The organism is Marinobacter alkalisoli (assembly GCF_045449795.1).
GTDB lineage: Bacteria > Pseudomonadota > Gammaproteobacteria > Pseudomonadales > Oleiphilaceae > Marinobacter.
The window spans coordinates 78,268-95,137 of record NZ_JBJJLB010000016.1 but is presented as its reverse complement, the minus strand read 5'-3'; the positions used below and the strand labels follow the sequence as shown (position 1 = coordinate 95,137).

The following is a 16,870-nucleotide window of genomic DNA, read 5'->3' as shown; positions in this document are numbered from 1 at the left end:
ATGACCTGGACACCTCACGCCACGGTGGCGGTTATCGTGGAAGACAACGATGGGCGATTCCTGCTGGTGGAGGAAGTCAGCGGTGGCCTGGTGGTCTTCAACCAGCCGGCCGGGCACATCGAGGAAGATGAAGCCATCCTTGATGCGGTACGCCGCGAAACGCTGGAGGAGACCGGCTGGCAGGTAGACCCCCTTCACTTCCTTGGCCTGTACACCTACAAGGCCCCGGCCAACGGCGTGACCTATTACCGCTTTTGCTATTCTGCCCGGGCAGTGAAAAAGGTATCCGATCAACTGGATGACGGCATTATCGCAGCACACTGGCTGACACCCGACGAAATCGCCGGTCTTGGCAAACAGCTGCGTAGCCCACTGGTGCTCCGGTGCATAGAAGATTACCGAAAGGGCCGGCGCTTCCCCCTCGATGTGATCGTCGACGCTGAGACGTAACCTCTGAACAATGATAAACTTCCGCGCTTTGACCAGTACGGTTCAGCTATGACAAAAGCACCCGAAAACACCCGAGTTATCGTTGGCATGTCCGGCGGCGTTGATTCGTCCGTGGCCGCCTGGCTCCTGAAAGATCAGGGCTACCAGGTTGAAGGCCTGTTCATGAAAAACTGGGACGAGGATGATGGCACCGAATACTGCACCGCCATGACCGACCTGGCCGACGCCCAGGCGGTCGCCGAAACCATCGGCATCCCCCTGCATACCGCCAGTTTCGCAGCGGAATACTGGGACCGGGTATTTGAACACTTTTTGTCCGAGTACAAGGCCGGTCGGACCCCCAACCCCGATATCCTGTGCAACAAGGAAGTGAAGTTCCGCGCGTTTCTGGACTATGCCGTTACCCTGGGCGCTGATTTCATCGCTACTGGCCACTACACCCGCCAGCGGCCGCTCAATGATGGCTCCGGCAAGGCACAGCTTTTGAAGGGGCTGGACCCTAACAAGGACCAGAGCTATTTCCTCCATGCTGTCTCCGGCGACCGCATCGCGCGGACGCTGTTCCCGGTCGGGGAGCTGGAAAAACCGGAAGTCCGTCAAATCGCTGAAGCTCAGGGCTTTGTCACCCACGACAAAAAAGACTCCACCGGCATCTGCTTCATTGGCGAACGCAAATTCAGTGACTTTCTTAAGCAATACCTTCCGGCCCAGCCCGGTGACATCGAAACACCAGATGGCCAGGTGATCGGTCGCCACCAGGGCCTGATGTATCACACCATCGGTCAGCGCCAGGGCCTGGGCATTGGCGGGCTCAGCGAGTTTGGCGACGATCCCTGGTACGTGGCGGAGAAGGATCTGAGCCGTAACGTACTGATTGCGGTTCAGGGCAAGCACCACCCACTGCTGTTTTCCCGCGGGCTGGTCAGCGGCCCGATTGACTGGGTGGCCGGCGAGGCGCCAGCCGATGAGTTCCGGTGCAAGGCCAAGACCCGATATCGCCAGCCCGACCAGGACTGTGTCGTTACCGTGTGTGACGGTGGCGTGACCGTGGTGTTTGACGATGCCCAGCGGGCCGTTACCCCGGGGCAGTCGGCGGTATTCTATGAGGGTGACGTTTGCCTCGGTGGCGGCGTTATCGAACAGACCTGGCGTGACGGGGAAACACTCCCTGCACGGGCAATCGTTACCGGAGCACAGGAATGAGCCGATCGCTGTACGACCAGACCCTGGCACTGGCCGGTGTCTTCCAGGCCGCCGCCCAGGTTCAGCAGGTGGCCCACACGGGCCAGTGCACCGACTCCAGTTTCGAGACCTCCATGCGCTCGCTGTTCGCGACGGAGCCGGAGACCACGCTCGATGTCTACGGGGGCGAACTCAAGGATCTTCGTGAGGGCCTGAATACATTGGCCAATGTGCTCAGCCAGCAAAGCAAGCAGCAGGACATCGAAGTCCTTCGCTATACCCTCAACCTGATCCACCTTGAATCTAAGCTGAACCGCGACAAGGACATGATGGAGGTGATTGGCAGCCGTATCGACCAGGCCCGGCATACCGCCAGCCATTTTGGCTACCTGCACAGCAACCTAATTGGCAACCTGGCTTCCGTCTACGGCGACACTATCAGCACCTTCCGCATGCGTATTCAGGTAACCGGCGATCCCGCCATCCTGCAACAGGAAGAGAACGCAGCCCGCGTAAGGGCCCTGCTGCTCGCCGGCATCCGCTCCGCCGTTCTGTGGCGCCAGAGTGGTGGGCGTCGCTGGCAGCTGATTTTTTCCCGGCGCAAGGTGATTGCCACCGCGCGGGACCTCGCCGAGAAGGCTAACCGTTCGGTTTACGACTGATTCACGCCTTGCGGTGGTGTATCATAGGTATCCCCAATTCAGTATTGACCCATTCTTTGATGATTTGAGAGGTTTTCGATGGAACTCACCGCCCTGACCGCCATTTCCCCGGTCGACGGACGTTATGGCAGTAAAGTCAGCGTCTTCCGCGATATTTTCAGTGAATACGGCCTGATTCGGAACCGGGTGACCGTCGAAATCCGTTGGTTGCAAAAGCTGGCCGCCCACCCCGAAGTGGCGGAAGTCCCGGCATTCTCCCCACAAGCCAATGCATTTCTGGACGAGATGGTACGGGAATTCAGCCTGCCGGACGCCGAACGCATCAAAGACATCGAGCGCACCACGAACCACGACGTCAAGGCTGTTGAGTATTTCATCAAGGAAAAGATCGCTGAGGTTCCCGAGCTGCACGCCGTCACCGAGTTTGTTCACTTCGCCTGCACCTCCGAGGACATCAACAACCTGTCCCACGCCCTGATGCTGCGGGAAGGCCTGGACCACGGACTGCTACCCGGCATGGACCGCATTGTGGACAAGCTGGCGCAGCTGGCCCACGATCATGCAGAGCAGCCCATGCTGTCCCGCACCCACGGTCAGACCGCGTCTCCGTCAACGGTTGGCAAGGAGCTGGCCAACGTTGTCCACCGTCTGCGCCGTCAGGTCAAGCAGGTTCGAGCCACGGAACTGCTGGGCAAGATCAACGGCGCGGTGGGCAACTACAACGCACACCTGTCGGCCTACCCCGACATCAACTGGGCACAGAACGCCAAGGATTTCATCGAGAGCCTTGGCCTGGACTGGAATCCCTACACCACACAGATTGAGCCCCACGACTACATCGCCGAGCTGTACGACGCCATTGCCCGCTTCAACACCATCCTGATCGATCTGGACCGGGACATCTGGGGCTACATTTCTCTCGGGTACTTCAAGCAGAAAACCGTGGAAGGCGAAGTGGGCTCCTCCACCATGCCGCACAAGGTCAATCCGATTGATTTCGAGAACTCGGAAGGCAACCTTGGCATTGCCAATGCCCTGTTCAGCCACCTGTCCGCCAAGTTGCCGATTTCACGCTGGCAACGGGATCTGACCGACTCCACGGTGCTCCGCAACCTCGGCGTTGGATTCGCCCACAGCCTGATCGCCTACGAAGCCACCCTGAAGGGGCTGGGCAAGCTGGAGATCAACCCGGGGCGTCTGGATGAAGACCTGGATCACGCCTGGGAAGTGCTGGCGGAACCCATCCAGACCGTCATGCGCCGCTACAACATCGAGAAGCCCTATGAAAAACTCAAGGCGCTCACCCGAGGCAAGGCGATGACTCCCGAGGTCATCAAGAACTTCGTCGAGACCCTGGATATTCCGGAAGCCGCAAAAGCCGAGTTGATGGCACTGACTCCGGGCTCCTACATCGGCAACGCCGTCGATCAGGCGCAAAACATCTGAACACAGGACACAGACCCATGGACATGCTTGGCGGGATTTCAGCGGCGGATTTTCTCAGGGATTACTGGCAAAAGAAGCCCCTGGTGATCCGTCAGGCGTTCCCCGGGTTCCAGTGCCCGGTGTCTGCCGACGAACTCGCGGGTCTTGCCTGCGAGGAAGGCGTCGAATCCCGGATCGTAATTGCAGATGACAACGACAAGCCGTGGCAGTTACACAACGGCCCATTCAGCCCGGACCGTTTCAGTACCCTGCCCGACCAGGACTGGACCCTGCTGGTGCAGGGACTGGATCACTGGGTGCCGGACATTGCCGACCTGCTGGACAACTTCCGTTTTGTTCCCAACTGGCGGCTGGATGACATCATGGCCAGCTACGCGCCGAAGGGCGGAAGCGTCGGGCCGCACTACGATCAGTACGACGTCTTCCTGCTACAGGCCCAGGGGCATCGTCGCTGGACCTTTGGCGGCCACTGTGATCACACCACCCCCCGGGTGGAAGGCACGCCGCTGCGCATCCTGAGCAGCTGGGATGGAGAAGAAACCGTTACCCTGGCACCAGGCGACATGCTCTACCTGCCGCCCGGCATTGGTCATCACGGCGTTGCAGAGGACGACTGCATCACCCTGTCCATTGGCTTTCGCGCACCGACCATTGATGACATCCTGACCGGCTTCACGGATTTCCTCTGCAGCCAGTCCGATGCCGCCGATCACCTCAACGATCCCGACCTCAGAGTCCAGGACAACCCAGGCACCATCGCCCCCGAGGTCATTGATCGTCTGGAGGGCGTTATTCGCGAGAAACTGTCGGATCGCCGCCAGCTCTCCCTCTGGTTTGGCCAGTACGCCACGATCCCCAAAAGCATGGACATCGTTGTACCGTCCGATGAGCCGATTGCGCCGGAGGTATTCAGGGACCTGGTCCTTGACGGCGCACAATTGCGCTGGAACGAAGGCTCCCGCTTTGCCTATCATGAGTTGGAGGATGAAACCGCACTGTTCGTCGATGGCGAGCAATACCTTCTGAGAGGCGATGCCCGGCCGCTGGCTCCCCTGCTCTGCGCCGGCGCCCGTATCAATATGGAGGCACTGGCCCCGCTGTCCGAGGACGAAGCCATCTGCGGTCTGCTCAGCAACTTATACAACCAGGGATCCGTTTACTTCGAATGACCAGGGTACGAATCCGCAAATATAGCTGGCCACTGGCGCCGGGCCACATCCGCGACATACGGCAACGCGTGTTCGTCGAAGAACAGAAAGTGCCTCCCGAGCTGGAATGGGACGACACAGACGATATAGCGGATCACTACCTGGCGGTCACCGAAAACAACGAACCCGCAGCGGTTGCCCGGATCTTCACCACCCTCGATGAAACCGCCCATATCGGACGCATGGCGGTACTGCCGGAGTTTCGCGGCCAGGGCGTGGGCGATGCATTGCTGAAACACCTGATCAGCGACGCGGTCGGTTTCGGGGAGCTGAAATTGTCCGCCCAGGAACACGCCATTCCTTTCTACCAGCGTTCCGGCTTCCATGTGTGTTCCGGCCTCTATGACGATGCCGGCATTCCCCACGTGGACATGCGCTGCCTGTCACCAGATATCGTGGCGCCGGAACTGGACCGGCGGCAGTGTCCGATGATCCTGGGTAAGGACCGGGACGCCTGGTTGTTCGAATCCGAGGGCCATATGATCAGCCTGCTGGATTCGATGACCGGCCAGGCCACGCAACGGCTGTGGTTGTATGACCGCCTGCTGGATCACGACACCTATAACCGCTACCGTTTCCGGGAATTGCTCTCCGCGCTTGCCCGCCGGCACAGACTCTGTGAAGTCAGACTTCTGATCCATGACGACAAGCCGCTGATAAAACGCCGTCACCAGATCGTCGAGTTGATGAGACGCCTGCCAAGTCGAATTGAGTTGAAACTGGTTAACGACGATTACCCCGTCGAAGACAGGCCTTTTCTGCTGGTCGACCGCGAAGGCGTGGTGTACCGACACAACTTCCACAAACCCGAAGGCTTTGCCAACTTCGCCGACGATGGACGGGTCAGGTTGCTCGGGGAATCCTTCCAGCGTATGTGGGACGTCGGCCGCAGTTCCCTCGAGTTACGGGAACTACCGCTCTGAATGATGCGCCACGGGGAGTTCAGCGGACTCGAACTGTGCCCCGAAAGGCGCGAACTCGGTGTCCACATCCTCCGCCACTTCTGCAATCAACCTCCTCAGCCACTGGTGGTCGGCATTGTGTTGCAGCAATGGACTCCACGCCATTTTTAGCTCGAATGGGGGGATCTCGAACGGCGGCACCTTGACCACCAGGTTGGGGTTGTCCTTTTGAAGCCAGGCCGCCCTTGAGGGCAATGTGGCAATGAGGTCGTGCTGCTCCGCCAGCAACATGGCCACCTGATAATGCCGGGTAAACACCGAAATCTGCCGTTTTCGGCCCATCAGCGACAGGGCTTCATCCACCCAGCCTAATCGCTGTACATCTTTCGGGTTGACCCCCACCCCGACCCCGAAGCCGGTTTTACTCACCCAGATGTGGCTGGCATCAAGATAGGTGTCCAGGGTAAACGGTTCCTTGAGAATCGGATTGCGGGCATTCATCAGGCAGGCAAAGTATTCGGTCCACAGGGTTTTCTGGTGAAATGACTGGGGGATTTTGTCAAAGCGGTTAATCGCCATGTCCAGCCGCCCCTGCTCCACATCCAGAAAGCTGACGTCACTGGGGGTGAGTACGTCCAGGGTTACGTGAGGCGCCTCCTGACGAATGCGCCTCAGCACCCGCGGCATCAGGCAGGATTCCGCATAGTCGCTGGCCATGATACGGAACACCCGCTGGCTCTCCATGGCCGAGAAAGGCGTCTTCTCCTGCACCGCCTGCTCGATGTCCGAGAGAATGCCGCGAACCAGCGGCTGCAATTCCCGGGCGCGCTCCGTGGCCGACATTCCCTCGCTGGTGCGAACCAGCAACGGATCCCCGAACAGGTCCCGTAAACGTCGCAGGCCATTGCTCATGGCCGGCTGGGTAATCCCCAGGTGATTGGCAGCCTTGGTCACGTTCCGCTCCCTGAGCAGTACATCAAGGTACACCAGAAGATTCAGGTCAACCCGGGAAATATCCATTCAGCAACTCCAGCCAACATGACACACCCTGGCCAGGCCAGGGCATTGATCCAGGCAATCTACAGGATCCATTCGATTCACGAAATAAATATAACGGAGGAATCATTCACATTTCAAAACGGAATCAATACGGGTTTTCTGCTAGTCTTTCGGATACTTGCTGAAGCGCGGTGGCCCCAAGAGCGGAATCCACCGCCCCTTTTTCCGATAACCGGAGTTATTGCCGATAACATGGATACCACTACGATCGTTCTGATACTCGCAGTCATCGTTACCGTTTCTATTGTCGTCATTGTCGGTAGTCAGATGCGGGAGCGGGCACGGATTGAACGGGCCCGGCGAATGACGGCCCAGGAAGATCAGTACAACCGGGCCGGCCGACTGCTGGGCGAGATTCCGGGACAGTATCTCACGCCTGACCTCAAGCTCCTGCTCATCAAAAGTATGGAAGAGGCGTGCCATGAACTGGTTGCCCTGAAATCGGGCCTGCCAGCAAAACAGTGGCTGGAAGAGACCCAGCAACTGAAAGACCGGGTCATGGAAAATAATGACAGCCGCCCGCCGGTCAAAATAGATTCCCCTGAGAAGTCCAACTATGTCAAAGAGTTACTGCAAAGTCTTTTCAAGATGATTGAAGGCATGCACAAGGCAGGAAAACTCGACAATGCCACCGCCAAAAAGAACCTGAAGTACGTGCTGTTCCTGGTCCACAAAACCCACGCGGACCTTCATGTATTCCAGGCCCGGGACTATGTGCGGCAGAACCAGATTCGCAAGGCCATACACGCCTACCACCTGGCCAGCACGGAGATGGGCAAATCCCGGGAGAACCCACTGGCCATGAAAGCAGTGAAAAGTTTCCGCACGCGTATCAAGGAACTGGAGGCAATGGACGCTGAGGGGGATCAAACTCCCGGCCCGCAAGAAGGCCAATCAAAACTGGATCGGGAATGGGATACCTTTCTCCATGATGATGAATGGAAGAAAAAGGCAGACTATGATGACTGATCCGACACGTACCACTCATCCCTGACAGGCCCCAGACAAGGATTGTGACAACTGGTGACTAGGCTATTCCGAAAACGCCTTTCTTTCCGCCTGACCCGAGATACCGTTCTGATTGCCATGGTACTGGGGCTGGCTCTCAACATGATTCAGGTAACCCTGGACTATTTCAGCGCCCAGGAGTCCATGGAGAATGAAATCCGTGCGCTTATTGAAATCAGTCACAGCCCCGCGTCGCAAATTGCCTATAACATTGATGTTCGCCTGGCCGAAGAGCTGCTCGATGGCCTGCTCCGGCACCCAGCCACCATTGACGCGCGAATCATCGACAATGACGGCCACACCATGGCCGCCTCCAGTGAGAGCAGTCCGACTTCCCCCTACCGCTGGATCAGCGATGCCCTGTTCGGATCAAACCGGTCGTTCAGTGACGAGTTGAGCGTCCAACAGCTGGAGGACCTGCCACTCGGAACGCTGAACCTCACCATTGATACCTATCACTACGGACTGCAGTTTCTGCAAAGGGCCGGGTACACACTGGTCAGCGGTTTCTTCAAGAGCCTGGTGCTCTCCGCGGCGCTTCTGGGAATATTCTATTTCGTACTTACCCGCCCGATGATGAATGTCATCAACACACTCGGGCGTGTGCAGGCGGATACACCGGAAAAAGTACGCCTGCCCATTCCCGCCAATCACCAGGAAGACGAGATTGGCGCAATGGTGGGCATCATAAACCAGCACCTTGAGACTATCGACAGTACCCTGGCCCAGCTGCGCCAGGCGGAAAGTTCCATGAAGAACTATTCCACGCAGCTGGAACGGGAGGTGGACGACCGCACCCGTGAAATCTCCGAGAAAAATTCAGCGCTGCAACGGGGTAACCGGGCCCTGATCAAGGCCAAGGAAGACGCGGTTCGGCGGGCCCGATCGCGGGCTAATTTCCTGGCCAGCATGAGCCATGAGATTCGCACCCCGCTGAACGGCGTGCTGGGCATGCTGGGTCTCGCGCTGGAAGGTAGCCTGGAACAAGAGCAGCGCGATCGGCTGAAAATCGCCCTGACCGCCGGTCAAAGCCTGCTTGGGCTGCTCAATGACATTCTCGATATATCCAAGGTCGAGGCCGGCAAACTGAGCCTGGAAAATATTCCATTCAGTGTCCGGAACCTGATTGAGGAATGCGCCACGCTGCACGCCCAACAGGCGAAAATGAAGAGCATCGAGCTGCGCATGGACATCGATCCCGAGTTGCCGGACATGTTCCTGGGCGACCCGACCCGCACCCGACAGGTCCTGAACAATCTGCTGAGCAACGCCATCAAGTTTACCGAGGAAGGCAGCGTCAGAATTCACGCTACCCGCTTCGGTGGCAATCTTCGCATTGACGTAATGGACACCGGCATCGGCATGTCCAAAGAAGGCCTGCATCGCATTTTCTCGCCGTTCTCCCAGGCAGATACGGACACGACACGCCTCTATGGCGGCACGGGCCTGGGTTTAACACTCTGCCGTCAGTTGGTGGAGCGCATGCATGGCCAGATCATGGTGGACTCGGAAATTGGCCATGGCACCCACTTCACGGTGACCCTGCCATTGCCTGTCTTCACTCAGACGGCCCGGCAGGCGGAGAAACCTCTACCCGTCGAGGAGCCCCACACGCCGGTGAAAGGCCTGCATGTGTTGCTGGTGGAAGACAACCAGGTCAACCAACTGGTGGCCAGCAGCCTGCTGCGCAAACTGGGCCACTCCGTGGATCTTGCCGAGAATGGCAAGCAGGCCCTGGAAGCGCTGGAAGAAAGGAACTACGACATGGTCCTGATGGATTGCCAGATGCCGGTTATGGACGGCTACGAGGCAACCCAGAAGATTCGCGGGAACCCGGCCTGGAAGAGACTGCCCATCATTGCGGTGACGGCCAATGTCATGCAGGGCGACCGCGAAGACTGCCTCGCATCCGGTATGAACGATTACATCACCAAACCGTATAACCGTAGCGAGCTCAAAGCCGCTATTGAGCGCTGGGCGCCTGATTCTCCAGTTGGGCCAGAACCGACCTGAGCTCGTCACGAAGCGCCACCAGGCGATCGGGGGCGACACCGGTACTGCACAGAAGTCGGGCAGGAATTGACCTCGCCTGCTCACGCAGGGCGAGGCCAGCGGCAGTGGCGGCCACGGTCACTACCCGCTCATCCTCCACGCTTCGCTGCCGACTGACCAGACCACGCTCCTCAAGGCGCTTCAACAGCGGCGTGAGCGTGCCCGAGTCCAGCCGCAGGCGTTCGCCCAGTCGGGATACGCGCACACTCTCGTCAACGGCGGCGGCTTCCCATAACACCAGCATCACCAGATACTGAGGGTAGGTCAGTCCCAGTTCAGTCAGCAACGGCCGGTAACGGGCCGTCACCGCCCGATTCGCGGCATAAAGCGCAAAACAAAGCTGGTTATCCAGGGCCAGGGTATCGTCCGCATTACCCATCAGTCACAGCAGCTTTTCGATATCGGCGCGGATGGCCTCAGGTTTGGCGGTGGGTGGATAACGACGGATCACCTTGCCCTCCCGATTTACCAGGAACTTGGTGAAGTTCCATTTCACTTTTTCGGATCCCATCACGCCCCTTGCCTCGCTTTTGAGAAAACGATACAGCGGGTGAGTGCCGGGGCCATTCACCTCAATCTTGGCGAACATGGGGAAGTCCACGCCATAGTTGAGGCTGCAGAACTGGCTGATCGCATCATCGTCCGCGGGATCCTGGTTCATGAACTGATTGCACGGAAAGCCCAGCACGGCCAGCCCCTTGTCGCTGAGATCACGGTACATCGACTGCAGGCCCTCAAACTGCGGAGTAAATCCGCATTTACTCGCGGTATTGACGATGAGCAGGACTTTGCCCTGATACTCCGCCATGTCATGTTCGTTGCCCTTGATGTCCTGAACCTTGAAATCGTAAATACTGTCGGCCATGCCCTGCTCCTTATGTTTTCTGCAATTATATTGCGCACAATACATTATTCGGCAACCGATGTCTTATTTACTGCACGAATCTACAGACGGTATGAACTTATCGCCTTAAATCTCCATGATTTAGCCACAATTCATCACAATTGACCTGTTGCCGGGCGGTCATGCTCCGCTAGAATACAGGCTTGTCTTTTGATTTTACTGATATCAGGTTAAGGAAACCGGAGTCCTATGCAGAATTACTACAAGTCCGCCAAGCTGGATAACGTGTGCTATGAAATACGGGGCGTGGTTCTGCGTGAGGCGCGTCGCCTCGAAGAAGAGGGACACCGGGTACTGAAACTCAACATCGGCAATCCCGCGGCGTTTGAACTGGACGTTCCCGAGGAAATCCAGCAGGACGTCATCTACAACATGCCTCTGGCCCAGGGCTATGTGGAGTCCAAAGGCCTGTTCTCCGCCCGCAAGGCAGTCATGCACTACTGCCAGAAAAGAGGCATCGACAAGGTCGATATTGACGACATCTTTCTTGGAAATGGCGTCAGCGAGCTGATCGTCATGTCCATGCAAGCCATGCTCAACACCGGTGACGAAGTGCTGATCCCCGCCCCGGATTACCCATTGTGGACGGCGGCGGTTACCCTCTCCAGCGGCAAGCCGGTGCATTATCACTGCGACGAAAAGCAGGACTGGTTCCCGGACATTGACGATATCCGCAAGAAAATAACCAAGCGGACCCGCGCCATTGTTCTGATCAATCCCAACAATCCCACCGGTGCCGTGTATTCCCGCGAGCTGCTGGAACAGGTTATCGAACTGGCGCGCCAGCACAACCTGATCATCCTCTCGGACGAAATCTACGACAAGATCCTGTACGACGGAACCGAACACGTATCCACAGCCTCCCTGGCCGATGACGTGCTTTTCTTCACCTACAATGGGTTGTCGAAGAACTACCGGGCTGCCGGCTACCGTTCCGGCTGGATGATCATCAGCGGCGCCAAGCATCGCGCCCGGGACCTGATCGAAGGCATCGAGATGCTATCCAACATGCGGCTGTGCGCCAACGTGCCTGCCCAGCTCGCCATTCAGACCGCCCTTGGCGGTTATCAGTCCATTGACGATCTCGTTGCCCCGGGCGGACGCCTGTACGAGCAACGGGAAACCGCCTGGCAACTGCTCAATGACATCCCGGGCGTCAGCTGCGTGAAACCGAAAGGCGCGCTCTACCTGTTCCCGAAACTCGATCCCAAGCGCTTCCCCATCATGAACGATGAAAAGCTGGTACTCGACCTGCTGTTGCAGGAAAGGATTCTGCTGGTCCAGGGCTCCGCTTTCAATATTGATGACAAACAGCACTTGCGGGTGGTGTTCCTGCCGAGGGTCGACACCCTTGAGGACTCCATGACGCGCCTCGCCCATTTCCTGTCCACCTATCAGCAATAATCGGTGCAGCATATGGCTGACATACACGTAGAGGAATTTTTTAAAGACGCCGCCATCGCCCTGGTCCAGCTATACAGCGCCTTTCCCAGACGCATTAACCTGTTTGTGGAAGACATTGCCGGCCCGGATGAACCGGACGAGTTCGGCCTGCACAGCAAACGCCACATGGCGTGCTTTGGCGCCCTGCTCTGGCTCGAAGAGGAGGGACTGCTTCGCTACGTGGATACCATTCGCCAGGAGGCGCTGGACCAGGCTGTTCTCACCCAGAAAGCCTTTGTTCGCCTAAGCACCCCTGCCAGCGCCGGACTACTGGCACGCCTGGAGAATCTGGCGCCCCGGGATCAGGATCAACTGCCCGAGTCCGTCAGACAGGATCTTTCGACACATATCCACCTTATCCGCAATGCCCTGCGAAGCGGCAGCTCGGCCACCATCAGCCAGGTGATGCAAGGCGCGTTCTTTGGCGGAACTTCCGCGCTGGCCAGCGATCATTAAATCCGCGTAAACCTATTGAACCCGGGCTGGTCGCCCAAATATAAACAGGCGGAAACCTGTCGCCTTTGTGGATAACGAGAGAACCAAGGAACCGATCATGCGCATTCTGTTGTTTCTGGCCACCAACCTGGCGGTCATTATTGTCGCCAGCATCACCCTGCGCCTGCTTGGCGTGGACAGCTACCTCGCCCAGAACGGGATCCAGTACGGCTCCCTGCTCGCCTTTGCGGCCGTATTCGGCTTCGCCGGCGCCATTGTATCCCTGCTGATCTCCAAACCGATGGCCAAATGGAGCACCAAAGCCAAGGTCATCGATTCACCCCGCACACCCGCGGAGCGCTGGCTGGTGGACACCGTCAGGGAACTGGCAAAAAACGCTGGCATCGGCATGCCGGAAGTCGCTATTTTCCCCGCATCCCAGTCCAACGCATTCGCCACGGGCTGGAATAAAAACGATTCACTGGTGGCGGTCAGCGAGGGCCTGCTTCATCGTTTCAACAAGGACGAAATCCGCGCCGTTCTGGGTCATGAGATCGGCCACGTCGCCAACGGAGACATGGTGACCCTGGCGCTGATTCAGGGCGTCGTGAACACTTTCGTCATCTTCGCTTCCCGGGTCATCGGCTCTTTTGTCGACCGGGTGGTATTCAAGAACGAGAGCGGCCATGGCATCGGCTTTTTCGTGGTCAGTATTGCGGCGGAAATAGTCCTCGGCATTTTGGCAAGCACCATTGTCTTCTGGTTCTCGCGGCGTCGGGAGTTTCGGGCTGACATTGCCGGCGCTCAACTGGCGGGCCGCAGCGCCATGATCAGCGCACTGGCAAGGTTGAAACAGGAAAGCGAGGTACCGGACCAGATGCCGGATTCATTGCAGGCGTTTGGCATCAACCGGGGCGCCCGAGGCGGTCTGAGCGCCCTGTTTATGACACATCCGCCGCTCGAAACCCGCATTGAAGCCCTTCAGAGTGCAAACATCTGATCAGATTTTCAACTTGAACCCCAGGGCACGGAAGGTGTCCTGGAGGGACTTACTGGTGCCCTTGAGCTGAATCTTCACACTGGAAAATTCCCGCCGCACGGGGTAGTTCTTGCGCAACCGGTCGAAGGCGTTGCCACGCTCCTCTGCCGGCAACGCCATGGTCAACCGGAGGCGCGCGTCGTCCTTGCGAGGATCGTAGCAAGAGCGCATGGCAATATTGCCGGCGTCCATTTCCTCCGCCGCACTCGTGAAAGACAACTTGCTTAGCGCCGATTCCGGCAAAAACTGACCCGCCTGTTTGCGCACTGGCAAACCCAGGAACCGGCAAAGAGACTGATAGATCATCTCAGTCCCCTGAACCTTGCCTTCAAGGCTGTATCCGGCGATATGAGGCGTACCCAGCCAGATACCGTCCAGCAGTTGCGGATTGATCTTCGGCTCCTGCTCCCACACATCCAACACAACAGTGGGTGCGTTGGCGGCATCCAGGCGTTCCTGAAGTGCGACTGAGTCAATCACTTCGCCCCGGCTGGTATTAATAAGCAATTGACCGGCACTGAGCTGGTCAAGCCTGGCCTGATCCATCATGTGGAACGTAGCGTGGGGACCTTCCCTGGTAAGTGGCGTGTGCAGGGTAATGACATCGCATTTCAGTGCCTCGTCCAGACTGCAAAAGCCCTCTTCCCCGCCCTCTTCCTGTTCCGCCCTTGGCGGATCGCACAGGCGCACGGTGAAGTCCAGCTTTTCCAGCTTGCGCGCCAGTTCACTGCCCACGTTACCGGCGCCCACAATACCAACGCTCAGCGTTTCCCAGTCCTCCAGCCCCTGTTTTTCGGCGTACAGTGAAAGCACGGACAACACGTATTCAGCCACACTGTTGGCATTACATCCGGGCGCTGCGGAAAACGCGATGCCACGGGAGTTCAGCCAGGCCAGGTCAACATGGTCGGTCCCGATGGTTGAGGTGCCGACATAGCGAACCCTGCTGTCCTTCAACAGCGCCTCGTTAACCCGGGTTACCGAACGTACCAGCAGGATGTCAGCATCATTCACATCCCCGGGGGACAGGGTACGCCCCGATACCCGGCGAATATCACCGATATCACCAAAGAACGAATCCAGTAGGGGAATGTTTTCGTCAGCTACGATCAACATGGTCTGGTCTTCCGGCCTCTTTAGTTCCTGCGCTGTCGCTGGGGGCGCCCGCCCTGATTGCGCCCACCCTGCCCACGATTACCCTGGGGACGACGTCCGCCACGCTTTCTGGTAATCGGTGAATTGGGCATGGCCTCGCTCAGCTCTTCATCCGGCACAGTGGTTTTGAGTTTCTGGCTGATATAGCTTTCGATCGCCGGCAGCGAGAAAGCATCATCCTCACTGGCAAAACTGACCGATACGCCGGTCTTACCGGCACGGCCGGTTCGGCCGATACGGTGCACGTAATCCTCGGCGTTCTCGGGGAGATTGTAGTTAAAAACATGGGTCACGCCGTTGACGTGTATTCCCCGTCCGGCCACATCGGTCGCCACCAATACCTGGATGTCGCCCTTCTTGAACTGTTCCAGCGTTTTCAGGCGCTTGTTCTGGGCAATTTCCCCGGACATCAAGGCCACCTTGACCCCCTGGTTACGCAGATCCTCATCCAGATCCCGGCACTGGTCACGACGGTTGGCAAAGACAAGGGCCTTCTCCACCTCCGGTCGTTTCAGGTAGTTCACCAATACCGGCAACTTTTCGTCCTCGCCAACCAGGTAAACCGTCTGCTCTACCCGCTCTGCGGTTTTCTGCTCGGGCTCGATTTCCACAAACTCGGCATTGCTGGTCCACATGGACGCCAGGTTGAGTACGTCCTGGTTAAAGGTAGCGCTGAATAACAACGTCTGACGCCCTTCCTTGGGCGTGCATTTGCGAATGATGCGCTTGACGTCAGGTATAAACCCCATGTCCAGCATACGGTCCGCTTCATCCAGGATCAGGATATCAAGCTGGTCCAGGAACACGTCCTGGGACCCCAGGAAATCGATCAGACGCCCCGGTGTCGCCACCAGAATATCGACGATTTCGTTTTGCAGCTGATCCCGCTGTTTATCGTAGTTCATGCCGCCAACGACCGTCACCACGTTGTGCCCGGTGTAACCACACAATTGTTCCGCATCCTTGGCGATCTGCATGGCCAGCTCGCGGGTGGGCGCCAGAGCCAGCACACGTGGCTCTGAAGCAAAACGGTCCTTCGGCGGGACCGGCGTTTCCAGCAGGCTCTGGATGGCGGTGATCAGGAACGCAGCGGTCTTGCCGGTGCCGGTCTGTGCCTGACCGATCAGATCCTGGCACGCCAGGGTGAACGGCAGGGTTTCGGCCTGAATCGGGGTGCAGTGCTCAAAACCAATGTCGGTGATGGCATCCAGCAGGCGCTGATCCAGATTAAGATCCTTGAACAGCGTCTTGCCGGTATCGTTTGGGTCAGATGTCATAGATATTCAGTCTTCCTTTATGTTTGTAGTGAAACTCAGGGGACCCAGGCGCCGGGACTCTTCCTGCCAGGCGTGCTCAAAGGTGTCTCCGGTTCCATAAAATGACCTGAGCGTGTCAAAAAATGCGCGGGCGCGTGCCGGCATTCCATGCTCCAGGTAACTATTGGCCTGCGCCCTTACCTTGCGGCGAAAGCCTGCCTCATCTGCTGCCCCGTCTCCGGAGAGATTGTCCACACTGATATGAAAGCGGGCCCCCGCAGCCACGGAAAAAAGCCACTCAAGAGCCTGAGGTTTGACCTCGACCTGCTCGAATGCCTGCTGCTGTGCCGTTGAACGGCCGTCGGGGCAGTACCAGTATCCGTAATCCCTGAGAGTCCGGCGATATTCGCCGGCGATGCACCAGTGACTGATCTCATGCAAGGCGCTTGCATAATAGCCGTGAGCGAAAATAATCTGTGCAACGCCGCCGGCCTCCGAAGCAGGCAGGTATTCAGGTTCATCACTGCCCCTGACCAGGACCGTCCGGTGATTTTCCCGGAACAGGTCATTGAACAGCATGATAAGATCGTCTGGATTGTGATTCATTGGGTCGCTATTGTGCGACTTTAAACCCTTCAATACCAGAGGGAACTTTAGGGTGGCAGGTTT

At 57.8% G+C, this 16,870-nt stretch carries 17 protein-coding genes; 11 read left to right on the top strand and 6 right to left on the bottom strand.

The genetic code is table 11. The annotated features are described in order from the left end of the window. The 6 genes from ACJO3M_RS05045 to ACJO3M_RS05020 all read left to right on the top strand — a co-directional run bounded on the left by ACJO3M_RS05045 (position 1) and on the right by ACJO3M_RS05020 (position 5,871). Positions 1-450 carry an NUDIX hydrolase gene (locus tag ACJO3M_RS05045; RefSeq protein WP_407000261.1) on the top strand — a complete coding sequence of 150 codons (450 nt, stop codon included), beginning with the start codon at positions 1-3 and terminating at the stop codon, positions 448-450. 48 nt (positions 451-498) lie between these two features. Further along, complete coding sequence (mnmA, locus tag ACJO3M_RS05040; RefSeq protein ID WP_407000259.1) at positions 499-1,653, top strand: tRNA 2-thiouridine(34) synthase MnmA; 1,155 nt, start codon at positions 499-501, stop codon at positions 1,651-1,653. Beyond that, positions 1,650-2,294: a high frequency lysogenization protein HflD gene (gene hflD / locus ACJO3M_RS05035; RefSeq protein WP_407000256.1), complete on the top strand. Its 645-nt coding sequence runs from the start codon at positions 1,650-1,652 to the stop codon at positions 2,292-2,294. The genes mnmA and hflD overlap by 4 nt, the downstream gene beginning before the upstream one ends. Before the next feature lie 78 nt (positions 2,295-2,372). Beyond that, positions 2,373-3,740, top strand: a complete 1,368-nt coding sequence (gene purB / locus ACJO3M_RS05030) for an adenylosuccinate lyase (RefSeq protein ID WP_407000254.1) — start codon at positions 2,373-2,375, stop codon at positions 3,738-3,740. 17 nt (positions 3,741-3,757) lie between these two features. Then, positions 3,758-4,909 (top strand): JmjC domain-containing protein, encoded by a 1,152-nt coding sequence (locus ACJO3M_RS05025; RefSeq protein ID WP_407000252.1) that lies wholly within the window; start codon positions 3,758-3,760, stop codon positions 4,907-4,909. Then, a complete protein-coding gene (locus ACJO3M_RS05020) occupies positions 4,906-5,871 on the top strand; it encodes a GNAT family N-acetyltransferase (RefSeq protein ID WP_407000250.1) in 966 nt (321 codons plus the stop codon). Before ACJO3M_RS05025 ends, ACJO3M_RS05020 begins: the two co-directional genes overlap by 4 nt. Here the strand turns inward: ACJO3M_RS05020 and ACJO3M_RS05015 are convergent. Then, entirely contained in the window at positions 5,860-6,870 is a 1,011-nt protein-coding gene (locus ACJO3M_RS05015; protein ID WP_407000248.1) for a LysR family transcriptional regulator, read from the bottom strand. The two genes, ACJO3M_RS05020 and ACJO3M_RS05015, sit on opposite strands and share 12 nt — an antisense overlap. Positions 6,871-7,101: 231 nt before the next feature. Here ACJO3M_RS05015 and ACJO3M_RS05010 point away from each other — a divergent pair, with 231 nt between their 5' ends. Both ACJO3M_RS05010 and ACJO3M_RS05005 read left to right on the top strand, forming a co-directional pair. After that, on the top strand, positions 7,102-7,878 hold the full coding sequence (locus ACJO3M_RS05010; protein WP_407000246.1) for a hypothetical protein: 777 nt from the start codon (positions 7,102-7,104) through the stop codon (positions 7,876-7,878). Positions 7,879-7,932: 54 nt separating this feature from the next. Further along, complete coding sequence (locus ACJO3M_RS05005) at positions 7,933-9,930, top strand: ATP-binding protein (RefSeq protein WP_407000244.1); 1,998 nt, start codon at positions 7,933-7,935, stop codon at positions 9,928-9,930. Here the strand turns inward: ACJO3M_RS05005 and ACJO3M_RS05000 are convergent. Further along, positions 9,881-10,348, bottom strand: a complete 468-nt coding sequence (locus tag ACJO3M_RS05000; RefSeq protein ID WP_407000242.1) for a MarR family winged helix-turn-helix transcriptional regulator — start codon at positions 10,346-10,348, stop codon at positions 9,881-9,883. The two genes, ACJO3M_RS05005 and ACJO3M_RS05000, sit on opposite strands and share 50 nt — an antisense overlap. Positions 10,349-10,351: 3 nt before the next feature. Continuing rightward, entirely contained in the window at positions 10,352-10,834 is a 483-nt protein-coding gene (locus tag ACJO3M_RS04995) for a glutathione peroxidase (RefSeq protein ID WP_407000240.1), read from the bottom strand. A gap of 228 nt (positions 10,835-11,062) precedes the next feature. Here ACJO3M_RS04995 and ACJO3M_RS04990 point away from each other — a divergent pair, with 228 nt between their 5' ends. The 3 genes from ACJO3M_RS04990 (at position 11,063) to htpX (ending at position 13,751) form a co-directional block, all read left to right on the top strand. Further along, a complete protein-coding gene (locus tag ACJO3M_RS04990; protein ID WP_407000238.1) occupies positions 11,063-12,277 on the top strand; it encodes a pyridoxal phosphate-dependent aminotransferase in 1,215 nt (404 codons plus the stop codon). Between the two features lie 12 nt (positions 12,278-12,289). Beyond that, positions 12,290-12,772, top strand: a complete 483-nt coding sequence (locus ACJO3M_RS04985) for a hypothetical protein (RefSeq protein ID WP_407000236.1) — start codon at positions 12,290-12,292, stop codon at positions 12,770-12,772. A gap of 94 nt (positions 12,773-12,866) precedes the next feature. Further along, on the top strand, positions 12,867-13,751 hold the full coding sequence (htpX, locus tag ACJO3M_RS04980; protein WP_407000910.1) for a protease HtpX: 885 nt from the start codon (positions 12,867-12,869) through the stop codon (positions 13,749-13,751). On the opposite strand, the gene pdxB is transcribed toward htpX, so the two are convergent. From pdxB to ACJO3M_RS04965, 3 genes are read right to left on the bottom strand one after another with little or no spacing between them, the layout of a single operon-like run. Beyond that, on the bottom strand, positions 13,752-14,906 hold the full coding sequence (pdxB, locus tag ACJO3M_RS04975; RefSeq protein ID WP_407000234.1) for a 4-phosphoerythronate dehydrogenase PdxB: 1,155 nt from the start codon (positions 14,904-14,906) through the stop codon (positions 13,752-13,754). 20 nt (positions 14,907-14,926) lie between these two features. Continuing rightward, entirely contained in the window at positions 14,927-16,222 is a 1,296-nt protein-coding gene (locus ACJO3M_RS04970) for a DEAD/DEAH box helicase (protein ID WP_407000232.1), read from the bottom strand. 6 nt (positions 16,223-16,228) lie between these two features. Beyond that, positions 16,229-16,807, bottom strand: coding sequence for an elongation factor P hydroxylase (locus ACJO3M_RS04965; protein WP_407000909.1), 579 nt, complete (start codon positions 16,805-16,807; stop codon positions 16,229-16,231). Positions 16,808-16,870: the final 63 nt, after the last annotated feature.